The 13,582-nt window shown below is 57.9% G+C and carries 12 protein-coding genes; all 12 read left to right on the top strand.

The genetic code is table 11. From position 1 onward, the window contains the following. The first annotated feature begins 100 nt into the window (after nucleotides 1-100). The 12 genes from ACR0KJ_RS12290 (at nucleotide 101) to pdeM (ending at nucleotide 13,582) form a co-directional block, all read left to right on the top strand. A complete protein-coding gene (locus tag ACR0KJ_RS12290) occupies nucleotides 101-1,474 on the top strand; it encodes a type II and III secretion system protein family protein (protein WP_170454255.1) in 1,374 nt (457 codons plus the stop codon). Nucleotides 1,475-1,490: 16 nt separating this feature from the next. Further along, on the top strand, nucleotides 1,491-2,117 hold the full coding sequence (locus ACR0KJ_RS12295) for an OmpA family protein (RefSeq protein ID WP_170454257.1): 627 nt from the start codon (nucleotides 1,491-1,493) through the stop codon (nucleotides 2,115-2,117). 200 nt (nucleotides 2,118-2,317) lie between these two features. Continuing rightward, complete coding sequence (locus tag ACR0KJ_RS12300; protein WP_170454259.1) at nucleotides 2,318-3,553, top strand: AAA family ATPase; 1,236 nt, start codon at nucleotides 2,318-2,320, stop codon at nucleotides 3,551-3,553. A 24-nt stretch (nucleotides 3,554-3,577) separates the two neighbouring features. Further along, nucleotides 3,578-5,014 carry a TadA family conjugal transfer-associated ATPase gene (locus ACR0KJ_RS12305; RefSeq protein ID WP_170454261.1) on the top strand — a complete coding sequence of 479 codons (1,437 nt, stop codon included), beginning with the start codon at nucleotides 3,578-3,580 and terminating at the stop codon, nucleotides 5,012-5,014. An 11-nt stretch (nucleotides 5,015-5,025) separates the two neighbouring features. Continuing rightward, entirely contained in the window at nucleotides 5,026-5,994 is a 969-nt protein-coding gene (locus tag ACR0KJ_RS12310) for a type II secretion system F family protein (RefSeq protein WP_170454263.1), read from the top strand. Between the two features lie 10 nt (nucleotides 5,995-6,004). Next, the gene (locus ACR0KJ_RS12315) at nucleotides 6,005-6,979 is read left to right on the top strand and encodes a type II secretion system F family protein (RefSeq protein ID WP_480626813.1); all 975 of its coding nucleotides are present in this window, start codon (nucleotides 6,005-6,007) and stop codon (nucleotides 6,977-6,979) included. Between the two features lie 10 nt (nucleotides 6,980-6,989). Continuing rightward, nucleotides 6,990-7,571 (top strand): tetratricopeptide repeat protein, encoded by a 582-nt coding sequence (locus ACR0KJ_RS12320; RefSeq protein WP_170454267.1) that lies wholly within the window; start codon nucleotides 6,990-6,992, stop codon nucleotides 7,569-7,571. Nucleotides 7,572-7,600: 29 nt separating this feature from the next. Continuing rightward, the gene (locus ACR0KJ_RS12325) at nucleotides 7,601-8,455 is read left to right on the top strand and encodes a tetratricopeptide repeat protein (RefSeq protein WP_170454269.1); all 855 of its coding nucleotides are present in this window, start codon (nucleotides 7,601-7,603) and stop codon (nucleotides 8,453-8,455) included. Further along, complete coding sequence (locus tag ACR0KJ_RS12330; protein ID WP_170520570.1) at nucleotides 8,456-9,001, top strand: prepilin peptidase; 546 nt, start codon at nucleotides 8,456-8,458, stop codon at nucleotides 8,999-9,001. Between the two features lie 117 nt (nucleotides 9,002-9,118). Continuing rightward, nucleotides 9,119-10,426, top strand: coding sequence for an ATPase (locus ACR0KJ_RS12335; RefSeq protein WP_170454273.1), 1,308 nt, complete (start codon nucleotides 9,119-9,121; stop codon nucleotides 10,424-10,426). 40 nt (nucleotides 10,427-10,466) lie between these two features. Further along, nucleotides 10,467-12,878 (top strand): ligase-associated DNA damage response DEXH box helicase, encoded by a 2,412-nt coding sequence (locus ACR0KJ_RS12340; RefSeq protein ID WP_170623745.1) that lies wholly within the window; start codon nucleotides 10,467-10,469, stop codon nucleotides 12,876-12,878. A 41-nt stretch (nucleotides 12,879-12,919) separates the two neighbouring features. Continuing rightward, nucleotides 12,920-13,582: a ligase-associated DNA damage response endonuclease PdeM gene (gene pdeM / locus ACR0KJ_RS12345; RefSeq protein WP_170454277.1), complete on the top strand. Its 663-nt coding sequence runs from the start codon at nucleotides 12,920-12,922 to the stop codon at nucleotides 13,580-13,582.

Genomic DNA, 13,582 nt, shown 5'->3' on the forward strand with positions numbered 1-13,582 from the left:
AGAAACCATTGATTATTGCAATAAATTCGGAATTCGCGCAGTCTTTTGAACCATAGGGCATAAGACCCAAAAACGAGGCGTGATCGGAGAGGCAGGTCACATGACAATACGTTCCTGGATCAGCGCAACCCTGCTGGGGTTGACGCTTGTTGTGGGCCCGGTCGGCGATGCCGCCTGGGCTGAAACCCTTCGCGTGGTCAAAAAGGGCACAGTGGAAACACTGGAAGTTCCAATGAACCGCGCGATCGTCGTTGAAAGCGAGCAACCTTTTGCAGAACTCAGCATTGCCAACGCGGGCATTGCTGATATTTCGTCGCTTTCCGATCGTACCATTTATGTTTTGGGTAAAGCACCCGGTCTGACGACACTGACGCTGTTTGACGGCGCCGGTATGCTGTTGGCCAACGTTCGGGTCCGGGTTGCCCCGGATGTGACCGAGTTCAAAGAGCGTTTGCGCCAGATCCTGCCCGCCGAACCGATTGAGGTTCGCACAGCGAATGACGGCATCGTTCTGTCCGGTACGGTTTCAAGCGCAGCCAAACTGGCCCGCGCACTGGAACTGGCGGAACGTTATGCGCCTGAGCGCGTTTCGAACCTGATGTCTGTTGGCGGCGTCCAGCAGGTCATGTTGAAAGTGCGGTTTGCGGAAATGAACCGCTCTGTCGCGAAAGAGCTCTCTTCAACGCTTTCCATTGCAACCGATGACTTTGTTGGTGGTTTCAACCCGCAAAACCTCGTGCCGCCTGTCACTGTTGAAAACGGTGTGCTGCTGTTTGGCTTCGGGGTCGGGTCGGCGCAGGTCAATCTGCTGTTGCAAGCCTTGGAAACCAAGGGCCTTGTCCGCAACCTTGCTGAGCCGAATCTGTCAGCTCTGTCCGGTCAGGAAGCGTCCTTCCTTGCGGGCGGCGAGGTTCCAATCCCGGTTCCTCAGGACGATGGTGTCGTGGCCATCGAATTCAAACCCTTCGGTGTCGAAATGCTGTTCACGCCACGGGTTGTGGACGGCGATCTGATTAATCTTGAAATGGGCACGTCGGTATCGAGCATCGACACCAGCTCAAGCTTCACGATCAACGGGGACAACGTTCCCAGCTTTATCGTGCGTCAAGCAAAGACCACCGTGGAACTGCGCGACGGTGAGAGCTTTGCCATCGCCGGGCTTCTTCAGGACAACTTTGTCGATCAAGCCAGCCAAGTTCCCTGGCTGGGCGATGTTCCCGTCCTTGGCGCCCTGTTCCGCAGCGCCGATTTCCAGCGGGATCAGAGCGAACTCGTTATCATCGTCACCGCACATCTGGTATCACCGATACGCGGCGAGGCGCTTGCTCTGCCAACCGACCGTGTCAAGCCACCCAGTGAGTTCGACCTGTTTATTAACGGTAAGACAGCACGCACGACCCGCGCAGGTGTAGGTGCCGCTTCTGAAGTCGCCAAACAGGATTTCGGCAGCTCATACGGCTACGTCCTGGATTGATGAGGAGGATAGACCAATGAACAAGTGGATCATCACACTGGGTCTCACGGTCGCCGTCTCGGCCTGTACACGTGAGGCCGGTTACGAAGCCGACCAAGGGGCCTTTGGCAACGCGACGCTTAACAACGTTCAGGTTTTGAATGGTGAACTGTCTTATGCTCAGATCCTGAGCCGTCGCTTTGCAGCCGATGTGCCCAGCCAGATCAACTTTGCCTTCGACAGCTCGCAACTGGATGCATCCGCCCAAAGCATTTTGTTGCAGCAAGCAGACTGGATCAAACAATTCCCCGAGGCGCGGTTCCGGGTCTATGGGCACACTGATGCCGTCGGTTCGAACAGCTACAATCAGAGCCTGGGTTTGCGCCGGGCGCAGGCAGCGGTGAATTTCCTGGTTCAACAGGGTATTTCCCGCTCCAGATTGGAAGCCGTCGTATCCTTCGGTAAAACCCAGCCCCTGGTTGCTACTTCGAATCGAGACCGCCGCAATCGCCGTACAGTGACCGAAGTGTCAGGCTTTGTGGACGGTGGCCCGCAGACGCTGGACGGAAAATACGCAGAAGTCATCTATCGCGAATACGTCGAAAGCGCGACGCGACCCAGTTACATTGAAGATACCTCCAATGTTTCCGGAGATGGTGGATAATACGACAGAAATGGGCGACATCGTCGCCCATTTCCCTACAATTGGTTCTTTTGCGCCAAATTCTCGCCCAACTTCACAGCGACATTGTCAACAATTGGGTGACCTGCGGCCTGAATTGACCGCATAGGGGCGACAGCAAATCAACCGGCACGATATCCGTCCGCAAGAGAAGCTGGCCTCTCTCAACGAGGATATTGTTTATGACCAGCGCGACGCCGCAAGATGACAACACCGGTATCTTGGCTTGCACGATCAGCCGGGATGTCCAGAACTTCGACTTGCTCATCGAAGACATGGAAGCCGCGCTGGGCGAACGATGGGGTGATCTGGGCTTTGCCGAAGCGCTGGCCTTTTTCAGCCAGCCCGAAGCCGAATCACTGCAGTTTGTTGCGCTGGCCATAGATGGCGAGGATGAGGACAACCTGTCTTTGATGGGCGAGATCATCACCCAGGCAAAAGACAAAAAAATCAAAGTGGTCCTGATCGCCGAGGACGTCACACCTGCTGCTCTTCACCAATTGCTGCGCAAGGGCGCGGACGAGTTTGTCCCCTACCCTCTGCCCGAAGGCGAATTGCAGGAAGCCATCGAGCGGATGAACCAACCTGACCCGGTTGCCGTTGCGCAAGCGGCTGCGGTGCCGCTGGCGGGCGGAGATGCCAAGGAAGGTGCCCTATTCGTTGTGCATGGTCTGGCCGGTGGTGTCGGATCGACCACAATGGCGGTGAACCTTGCGTGGGAGCTTGCCTGTGTTTCCGACAAGGACGCACCGACTGTTTGCCTGATCGATCTGGATCTTCAGTACGGCACCGTTTCCACATATCTGGATCTGCCGCGCCGCGAAACCGTGTTCGAAATGCTGTCGGATACGGCCAATATGGATGATGAGGTTTTCTCGCAAGCACTTCAAAGTTATGAAGAAAAGCTTCAGGTGCTGACAGCGCCCTCCGATATGGTACCGCTGGACCTGATCACGCCGGAAGACATTCAGCGCGTCATCGACATGGCGCGCAAGCATTTTGACTATGTGATCGTGGACATGCCCAAGACGCTGGTTCTTTGGTCTGAAACCGTTTTGCAGGCGGCGCATGTCTATTTTGCCATGATCGAGCTGGACATGCGGTCGGCCCAGAACGCGCTGCGCCTGAAACGCGCTTTGCAGGCCGAAGAGCTGCCCTTCAACAAGCTGCGCTTTGCCCTGAACCGTGCACCCAAATTCACCGACCTGAATGGAAAAGGCCGGGTCAAACGCATGGGCGAAAGCCTTGGGATTTCGATCGATCTGCAACTGCCGGATGGCGGTAAACCCGTGATGCAAAGCGGCGATCACGGTCTGCCCTTGGCAAGTTCTGCGGCAAAGAACCCATTGCGCCGCGAATTCGCAAAACTTGCGAAATCACTTCACAGCCTGGGCAGCAGCAGCGCCGAGGCCGCGTAAAACCATCCCAAGGGGGGATAAGCCGTGTTTTCAAGATACAAGAAACAGCCCGAAGCGCAGCCAGTACAAGCGCCGTCGAAAGCGCCTGAAGCGGCTGCACCGGCAGCGGCCCCTACCCCAAACGCCGTGGCCCGCAAGCCACTGCAAAAGAAATCGGCCGAGGCGATGGGTTCGGACCGCGACCGCAAACGCAAAGAGCGTCTGGGCGAGATTAAGATCGAACTGCATCGCGAGCTTCTGGAAAATCTGAACCTCGCAGCGTTGGAGAACGCGGGTGAAGCGGAACTGCGCGCGGAAATCAGCGCAATCGCCAGCGAAGTGCTGGAAGCCAAGAACATTGTTCTGAACCGCGACGACCGGACCCAGCTGAACAAAGAGCTCTACGACGAAGTCACCGGCCTCGGCCCGCTGGAAACGCTGCTGCAGGACGACACGGTCAACGATATTCTGGTCAATGGTCCGCAGCAGATCTTTGTGGAACGCGCCGGTAAGCTGGAACTCAGCGACATCACGTTCAAGGACGAAAAGCACCTGATGCGGATCATCGACAAGATCGTGTCCGCCGTGGGCCGTCGTGTTGATGAATCAAACCCTTATGTTGACGCCCGTCTGGCCGATGGCTCGCGTTTCAATGCGATGGTGCCGCCGATTGCCGTCGATGGCTCGCTGGTTTCCATTCGTAAGTTCAAGAAAGACAAGCTGGGCATTGACGATCTGGTCAATTTCGGCGCGTTTACGGAAGAAATGGCCGCCTATCTACAGGCTGCCGTATCGACCCGTCTGAACATCATCGTATCGGGCGGTACGGGTTCCGGTAAAACAACCACCCTGAACGCCCTGTCCAGTTTTATTGACGATGCCGAACGCATCCTGACCATCGAGGATACGGCGGAACTCCAACTACAACAGACCCATGTGGGCCGCATGGAAAGCCGCCCGCCCAACGTCGAAGGCAAGGGTGAGGTCAGCCCGCGCGACTGTCTGAAAAACGCCCTACGTATGCGCCCCGACCGCATCATCGTGGGCGAGACGCGTGGCGCCGAGGTGATCGACATGCTGCAGGCCATGAACACCGGTCACGACGGATCAATGACCACGATCCACGCCAACTCGGCCCGCGATGGTATATCGCGTCTGGAAAACATGATCGCGATGGCCGGGATTGAAATGCCGATCAAGGCCGTACGCAGCCAGATCTCATCCGCTGTGAACCTGATCGTGCAAGCCAGCCGTCTTCAGGACGGCTCGCGCCGCATGACTTCGATCACCGAAATCACGGGGATGGAAGGCGACGTGATCTCGATGCAGGAAATCTTTAGGTTTCAACGTGTTGGTCTGACACCCGACAACAAAATCATCGGGCATTTCACCGCCACGGGTGTGCGCAGCCACTATTCCGAACGCTTCCGTCTTTGGGGCTTTGATCTACCGGCGTCGATCTACGACCCAACCACAATGTAGGAGAAACTTACATGCAAGTGCCTATGGAGGCGATCATCTATGTCGCCATCTTTGTGGGGGTTCTCGCCTTGGTCGAAGGCATCTATCTTGTCGCCTTCGGCAAGTCGATCAGCCTGAACAGCCGCGTCAACCGTCGCCTCGACATGCTGGAAAAAGGCGCCGGGCGCGAGCAGGTGCTGGAACAGCTGCGCAAGGAAATGCAACAGCATATGAAATCGCAGAGCATCCCTCTGTATTCATTGCTGGCAGACAAGGCGCAGAAGGCGGCCATCGCGTTCTCGCCCCGCCAACTGATCATGATCATGTGCCTTGTGTCAGTTGTGGCATTCATGGGGCTGAGCATCGGAACCGCCACTGAGATGGTTCTGCGCGTCGCCATCTCGATCGCGATTGGCGTTGGTGGCGTCTACGCCTGGGTCAACCACAAGGCCAAAAAGCGCATGGGAATGATCGAAGAGCAATTGCCTGACGCTGTTGAACTGATGGTACGCTCGCTGCGGGTTGGTAACCCGTTTGTGTCGACTATTCAGGTGGTTGCGAACGAAGTGCAGGACCCGCTAGGCACCGAATTTGGTGTCATCGCGGATGAATGCGCCTATGGTCGCGACGTGGGCGAAGCGCTGAAGGATATGGCCGAACGTCTGGATATGCAGGACTTGCGGTTCCTAGCGGTTGCCGTGGGTATCCAACAGCAATCCGGTGGCAACCTTGCTGAGATTTTGGCAGGCCTGGCCCAAGTCATTCGCGCCCGGTTCCGCCTATTCCGCCGCGTCAAGGCGATCACGGCCGAAGCACAATGGTCCGGTAAATTCCTGTCCGGCTTCCCAATCTTCTGTCTGGTTTTCGTTTTGGTAAAAGATCCCGGATACTACGACGAGGTTCTGGACCACCAGTGGTTCATCCCGGCCTGTTTCATCGTTGGTATCATGTTGACGCTGAACCTGATCGTCATGAAGATCATCACAAACATCAAGGTCTGAGGGCGATCCCATGAAGTTTCTGACAAAAATCAATGATTTGCTTACGGAGAACTTGGGAGAGTTTGGCCCTCTGATCGTGGTTGGAATTCTTGGCCTTGTCCTGATCGGTGTTGCTGTCTCGCTGATGATGAGCCAGCCCGAGGATCCGCTCAAAAAGCTTCAGCGCGCCAATGCGGCACCAAAGGCAACCAAGAAGGACAAGAAAGACAAGCTGCGGCACGGCAGCCAGAATGAGCAGCTTGAGAAATTCGCAACTTTCCTTGAGCCGAAGGACCAGGAAGAATACTCGGCCGTCCAGCTGAAACTGAGACAAGCAGGTTATCAGTCCAAGGACGCGGTTCGGTTTTTCCACTTTGCGCAGTTCGCCCTAGGGATCATTGGTATTGTTCTGGGCGTTCTGTTGATAACCGTGTTTTCCGGTGACCAGGAATTCACCACTCAGCAAATGGTCATCCGGGTGCTGTTGCCGGGCGGCGTGGGATACATGATCCCGAAATACTGGATCACGCGCCGGGTCGCCGAACGGCAAGAGGCAATCACGTCCGGGTTTCCTGATACACTCGACCTTATGCTGGTCTGTGTCGAAGCAGGGCAGTCCCTTGATCAGGCCATCGTGCGCGTCGCAAGTGAAATGAAATCCTCCTACCCCGACATCGCTCAGGAATTTGAGGTCGTCGCCTATGAGATGAAGGCCGGTAAGGACAAGGACACCGTTCTGCGGGACTTTGGAACCCGTTGCGGTGTGCAGGATGTCAGTTCATTTGTGACCGTGATGATCCAATCGGCAACATTTGGTACATCGATTGCCGAAGCTCTGCGGGTTTATGCCGGTGAAATGCGTGACAAACGGGTCATGCGGGCAGAAGAAGCCGCAAACAAGTTGCCTACGAAAATGACTCTGGTCACAATGATGCTGACGGTGCCGCCGCTGTTGATCATTCTGGTCGGCCCCTCGGCAAACGTGATTTCGAGCTTCGGTCGCTGATGGATCGCTTATGAAAACAAAACTCAGGTGTGTCCTGTCCCGGCTACGCCGATTGCTTCAAGCCACTGTGGTTATCGCCACGGTGGCTTCTTGCACTGAAGGCGGTCTGTCCAATGGGCTGGATGCGCCGGGCGTCGATCCCAAAGGCAAGTCGGTCGACCACATCACCGTTGGCAACCGGTTGATGGCAGCGGGTGAATACGAACTTGCGTTGGAGAGCTTTACCCGCGCCGCATTGGATCAGGGGATGACCCCGGAGGTCCTGACCTCGATGGGAACCGCCAATGTTGGGCTGCGTCGATTGGGTCAGGCGGAGCCCCTGCTACGGCAGGCGGTCGAGGATGATACGGACTGGCCCATCGCCTGGAACAATCTGGGTGTTCTGCTGATGGAATTGCAGGAATATCCCGAGGCCGCTCAGGTCTTTCAACGGGCCTTTGCGCTGGACAATGGCGAAAGTGACGCAATTCGCGACAATCTGCGCTTAGCACTCGCAAAAATGGAAAATCCTGTTAATAATACCCCCCAAGAACAAGAATATACGCTGGAGCAGCTTGGCGACGGGCAATTTACGCTACGCAAAATCCAGTAATCGAGGCAAGAGCAGTAAAGGACGCAAAAATGCGCCACCAATTCTTGATTCCATCCCTCATTCTCAGTGGGCTCATTCTAGCCGCTTGCGAAAAGGAAACCGCCGAAGAAAAGGTTGAACGCACGTTTCAGGAAGTGAACGTCATCGACGAAACCAACCTGAACGATGTTTTGCTGAACGCAGCCGACCCGAATGAGGCGGTGACTTATTTCCACAACGCAGCCAGCAAAAGCCCCAACCGGATCGACCTTCAACGCGGTCTGGCCATTTCACTTGGGCGCGCCAAACGCACGACCGAAGCGGTATCGGCCTGGAAACGCGTGACGACAATGAAAGGGGCCAACAGCTCGGACAAGGTCGAGTACGCGGATGCTCTGGTCAGAAATGGCGATTGGGCGCAGGCCAAATCGGTTCTGGACACGGTTCCGCCAACCTATGAGACGTTCAAACGTTACCGGCTTGAGGCGGTCGTGGCCGATTCCAGAAAAGAATGGAAACGCGCCGACCATTTCTATGAAACTGCGGTCGGCCTGACCACCCGCCCGGGCAGCGTGATGAACAACTGGGGGTTCTCAAAACTCTCACGCGGGCAATACGCCGAGGCAGAGCGTTTGTTCACCGATGCAATCCGGCAGGACAGTTCGCTGTTTACCGCAAAGAACAATCTGGTTCTGGCCCGCTCTGCACAGGGAAATTACAGCCTGCCGGTTGTTCCCATGTCACAGATCGAACGGGCGCGCCTGCTGAACACCATGGGGATCTCGGCTGTGAAACAGGGCGACGTGACCACAGCCAAGAACCTGTTCCGCGAGGCGATCTCGACCCATCCGCAGCATTTCGACGAAGCCGTCCGTTCGCTGCGTGCGCTTGAGGAATCCACCTAAATGGACATCCCTGTTCGGGCGGCGGTGTGGTTTCTGCCGTTCATTCTGCCGATCTGTTTCTACGTCGCCTTCACCGATATGCGTGAAATGCGGATCAAGAACCACGCCGTTGTGGCTTTAGCGTTGGTCTATGTGGTTGTGGGGCTGATCGCCCTGCCCCCTTGGTCGACCGGCACACTCAGCGGAAAGCTGGGGCCATTCCCCGTCGCCTTTCCGCCTTATGTCTGGCAATTGCTGCATCTTCCCGTGATCCTGATCGCCGGAATGGTCCTGAATGCCATCGGCGCTGTTGGCGCGGGTGATGCCAAGTTTCTGGCGGCGGCTGCACCGTTTGTCTGGGTTCAGGACTTGGGTGTCGTGCTTGCGATTTTGATGGCAACCGTGTTGGGTGCCGTAGTCACGCATCGGCTGGCCCGCCACACCCGCTTGCGCGCAATCGCGCCGCATTGGGAAAGCTGGGACCGGGGCAAAAAGTTCCCGATGGGCCTTGCCCTTGCCGGGGCTTTGGCGATGTATTTGATTTTGGGCACTGTTTACGGTTCGTAAACTATCATCACCGCGCCATGCCGCTGCCTTGGTCCCGCCATAAAGCTGGGCCAGATTTCCCACAAGTCGCCCGTTTGCGGGCATTTGTGTGATTTTTTGGATGGACGAGCGTCGCTCATGAATATGCAAGCTTCCTCTGTTATGGCCCCTCCTGCCCCCAAAGGTTTGGGGGAGATGCAGCTTCCGCTGGTGATGATGCGGGACATTCTGCTGAAAACGATCTTCCGTAAGAACGCCAGTACTGTGTCCGAAGTTGCCGAGGCGGTCTGCCTGCCCGGTTCGGTCACGCAGGAACTGATCGACATCGCGCGCGAACAGAAACTGATCGAAGCGACAGGCACCCTGAACGCCAATAGCGGCAATGAGATGGGCTATCAGCTGACCGATGCAGGCAAGGCCCGCGCATTGGACGCGCTGAGCCAGTCTGAATATTTCGGCGCGATGCCGGTGCCGCTGGACGTTTATCGCGAGCAGGTCAAGCGCCAGTCGATCCGTAACATTCAGGTCACGCGTGAGCAATTGGTCGGTGCCATGGGCCATCTGGTCCTGCCCGACAGCCTGTTGGACCATCTTGGTCCGGCGGTCAGTGCGGGCCGCTCGATCCTGATGTATGGCCCTCCGGGCAATGGTAAATCCTCGATCTCGAACGGTATCCGCGATGCTTTGGGCGACAATGTTTATGTGCCCTATGCTATCGAATATGCCGGTCAGGTAATCACCGTCTATGACCCGATCGTGCACACCGCGATCGAGCAGGAAGCCGACGACCCCAACAGCCTGCGCCGCCGCAAACGGTTCGACTCGCGCTATGTGCAATGCGAACGCCCCACCGTTGTAACGGGTGGTGAACTGTCGCTGTCCATGCTGGATCTCGTCTACAACCCCACCGCGCGGACCTATCAGGCCCCGTTGCAGTTGAAATCGACCGGCGGCATCTTCATCGTGGACGACCTTGGCCGTCAGGCGGAACCGCCGCAGGCGCTGGTCAACCGCTGGATTGTTCCGCTGGAAGAGAACAAGGATATTCTGGGCTTGCAATCGGGTGAAAAGTTCGAGGTGCCGTTTGACACGCTGGTCATCTTCTCGACCAACTTCCACCCGAACGAGATTTTCGACCAAGCCGCCCTGCGCCGGATCTTTTTCAAGATCAAAATCGACGGCCCGAACCAGGAGAACTTCCTGAAAATCTTTGCCATGGTGGCCCGCAAACGCGGCATGCCGCTGGATGAGGCCGCTCTGGTCCACCTGTTGAAGGTCAAATACCCGACCATCGACAATATCTATGCGAACTATCAGCCGATCTTCCTGATCGATCAGATGATCTCGATCTGCGAATTCGAGGGCATCCCTTATCAGATGAGCCCAGACCTGATCGACCGCGCCTGGGCCAACATGTTCGTCAAGGACGAGAAAATCGTCAAATAACGCCGTGCCATTCCGGCACGAGGGCGGTTAATCTGCGCCTATGACGCAGATTCCCGCCCGGATCACCGATTGGTTTTCGGCCAAAGGCTGGTCCATCCACCCCCATCAGCAAGACATGTTCGACCGGGCGCGTGATCCGGCCACGCTGCTGACCGCCCCCACCGGGGGCGGCAAGACAATGGCCGGGTTTCTGCCGTCTCTGGCTGAACTGGCCGAGGGCGCACATAGCGGGTTACACACGATCTATGTCTCACCGCTGAAAGCCTTGGCGGCAGATATCAAACGCAACCTTCGCACGCCGGTGGATGAGATTGGCCTGCCCATCCGCATCGAAGACCGGACCGGCGATACATCCGCGACGCAAAAGAAACGTCAGCGCGCTGACCCTCCGCATATTCTACTGACAACGCCCGAAAGCCTTGCCCTGCTGACCTCTTACGAGGACGCTCCGCGCATGTTTGATGGGGTGCAGAGGGTGATCGTGGATGAAATCCATGCCCTTGCCGAAAGCAAGCGCGGAGATCAGTTGATGCTGGCGCTGGCACGGTTGCAAACCCTCTGCCCCGATCTGCGCCGCGTCGGCCTGTCGGCGACGGTCGAAGACCCCGAAGGGATCGCCCGCTTTCTGGCGCGGCACCCGGACCCTTGCCGGATCATACAGGCCGACCCCGGCCCTGACCCCGACATCGCGATGCTGGCAACCGAGGAAATGCCCCCGTGGTCGGGTGGCGGCGCGGCTTATGCGATCCCGGCAGTGCTGGAGCAGGTCCGGCAGCACAAGACCACGCTGATCTTTCACAATACCCGCGCGCAGGCCGAGATTTTCTTTCACAATCTGTGGCTTGCAAATGACGAAGGCCTGCCCATCGGCATCCATCACGGCAGTCTGGACCGTCAGCAGCGTGAACGGGTCGAGGCCGCCATGGTGCGTGGTGATCTGCGGGCCATCGTCTGCACCGGCTCTTTGGATCTGGGCATCGACTGGGGGGATGTCGATCTGGTCATCCAGATCGGTGCGCCCAAGAACGTCAAGCGATTGGTGCAGCGGATCGGGCGGGCGAACCACCGCTACAACGCGCCGTCCAAGGCCCTTTTGGTGCCTGCCAACCGGTTCGAAGTGGTGGAATGCGTCGCCGCGTTAGAGGCTGCAAAAGCGCATGAACTGGATGGCGAGCCACGCGGCGCAGGCCCCCGAGATGTGCTCTGCCAGCATATCCTGATTGCGGCGGCGGCGGGGCCGTTCGAGGCTGACGCACTGTTCACGGAAATGACCTCAGCCGGGCCATTTGCCGATCTGACCCGTCTGGAATTCGACGCATGTCTGGAGTTCTGCGCAACCGGTGGCTATGCCCTGCGCGCCTATGACCGCTGGCAGCGGCTGCTGCAGCGTCCCGATAGGCTGTGGCAGTTGCGCGACCCCCGTGCCGCCGCGCGCATCCGCATGAACCTTGGGACCATACAGGACACCGACACCCTGAAGGTGCGCCTGAAACGCAACCGCGGCGGCAAGCCACTGGGCGAGGTCGAGGAAGGCTTTGCCGCCTCGCTTACACCCGGAGATACCTTCCTGATCGGCGGCCAGATCGTGCGCTACGAGGGCCTGCGCGAGATGGTGGTCGAGGTCAGCCGCCGGGCCGACAAAAAGCCCAAGATCGCCACTTTCATGGGGACGAAATTTGCCACCTCGACCCAGCTGAGCGACCGTATTCTGCGCATGTTCGCCCAACCCGACTGGCCGCAACTGCCCCGCCACACCGCCGACTGGTTGGCCCTGCAGCGGGACATGTCCCGCCTGCCCCAGCGCGACCGCCTGCTGATCGAAAGCTTTCCCAGCGACGGGCGCGAGCATCTGTGCGTCTACGGCTTTGCCGGGCGCAATGCGCAGCAAACGCTCGGCCTGTTGTTGACCAAACGGATGGAGGAGACGGGTCTGGCCCCCCTTGGCTTTGTCGCCACGGATTATGCCACCCTGATCTGGGGTCTGGACGCGGTCACGGACCCCAGCCCGCTGTTCCGTCTGGACGCGCTGCGGCAGGGGTTGGACACGTGGCTGGCGGGAAATGCCGTCATGAAACGGACCTTCCGCGCCTCGGCCACAATCGCCGGTCTAATCGAGCGCAACACGGGCGGGCAACGCAAAAGCGGGCGGCAGGCGACGTTTTCATCGGACATCCTGTATGACACGCTGCTGAAATACGACCCGGACCACCTGTTGATGCAAATCACCCGCGAAGAAGCCATGCGCGGTCTGGTCGATTTTGGCCGGATCGAAGCGATGATCGCGCGTATCGGCGACCGGATTGATCTGATGCGCCTTGATCGGGTTTCACCGCTGGCGGCACCGCTGTTTCTGGAAGTCGGCAAAATCCCGGTCAAAGGCGCGGCCGAAGAACGCTTGCTGGCAGAGGAAAGCGCCCGTCTGCTGGAAGCCGCCGGGCTGGACAATCTGTAAAATACCTTGCGCGCAACGCTGAAACATATAATGAACTTACCATGAACAAATTGGGATTTTCCTTTTGCGGTGCGGATCTTTTTGCCCTGCCCTCCGGCGCGCTCTGGTGGCCGGGGCAGAGCATGCTCTGTGTCTCGGACCTGCATCTGGGCAAGTCCGAAAGGATGGCGCGGCGCAGTGGATTGACCCTTCCGCCTTATGACAGCCGTGAAACGCTGGATCGGTTGTCGGCGGACCTTGACCGGACAGGGGGTGAGGTCGTGGTTTGTCTGGGCGACAGCTTTGACGATCTGGACGCTTCCAGCGCTTTGGCAGCGGATGAAAAGCTGCGAATAGCGGCGCTGCAAGCTGGTCGACGTTGGATTTGGATCGAAGGCAATCACGATCCGGGACCGATCGAGCTGGGCGGCGCACATCTGTCTGAATGGACCTGCGGGCCGCTTGTCTTTCGCCACATCGCACAACCCGACGCAACAGGCGAGGTTTCAGGGCATTTTCACCCCAAAGCGCGTTTGACGCTCAGGGGCAGGTCGATTTCCCGGCCTGCCTTCCTGCTGGACCACGCCCGGCTGATCCTGCCAGCCTACGGCACCTATACCGGCGGGCTGCGCAGCACAGATCATGTTCTGACGACGCTATTGGGACCTCGGGCCAAGGCCATTCTGACCGGCCCAACCCCTCAGATGGTGCCGATGCCACGTTAG

It is taken from the genome of Ruegeria sp. AD6 (genome assembly GCF_056542325.1).

Coding starts and splice junctions, on each gene's coding strand:
- ACR0KJ_RS12290 (WP_170454255.1), top strand. CDS start 101: ATGACAATACGTTCCTGGATCAGCGCAACCCTGCTGGGGTTGACGCTT.
- ACR0KJ_RS12295 (WP_170454257.1), top strand. CDS start 1,491: ATGAACAAGTGGATCATCACACTGGGTCTCACGGTCGCCGTCTCGGCC.
- ACR0KJ_RS12300 (WP_170454259.1), top strand. CDS start 2,318: ATGACCAGCGCGACGCCGCAAGATGACAACACCGGTATCTTGGCTTGC.
- ACR0KJ_RS12310 (WP_170454263.1), top strand. CDS start 5,026: ATGCAAGTGCCTATGGAGGCGATCATCTATGTCGCCATCTTTGTGGGG.
- ACR0KJ_RS12315 (WP_480626813.1), top strand. CDS start 6,005: ATGAAGTTTCTGACAAAAATCAATGATTTGCTTACGGAGAACTTGGGA.
- ACR0KJ_RS12320 (WP_170454267.1), top strand. CDS start 6,990: ATGAAAACAAAACTCAGGTGTGTCCTGTCCCGGCTACGCCGATTGCTT.
- ACR0KJ_RS12325 (WP_170454269.1), top strand. CDS start 7,601: ATGCGCCACCAATTCTTGATTCCATCCCTCATTCTCAGTGGGCTCATT.
- ACR0KJ_RS12330 (WP_170520570.1), top strand. CDS start 8,456: ATGGACATCCCTGTTCGGGCGGCGGTGTGGTTTCTGCCGTTCATTCTG.
- ACR0KJ_RS12335 (WP_170454273.1), top strand. CDS start 9,119: ATGAATATGCAAGCTTCCTCTGTTATGGCCCCTCCTGCCCCCAAAGGT.
- ACR0KJ_RS12340 (WP_170623745.1), top strand. CDS start 10,467: ATGACGCAGATTCCCGCCCGGATCACCGATTGGTTTTCGGCCAAAGGC.
- pdeM (WP_170454277.1), top strand. CDS start 12,920: ATGAACAAATTGGGATTTTCCTTTTGCGGTGCGGATCTTTTTGCCCTG.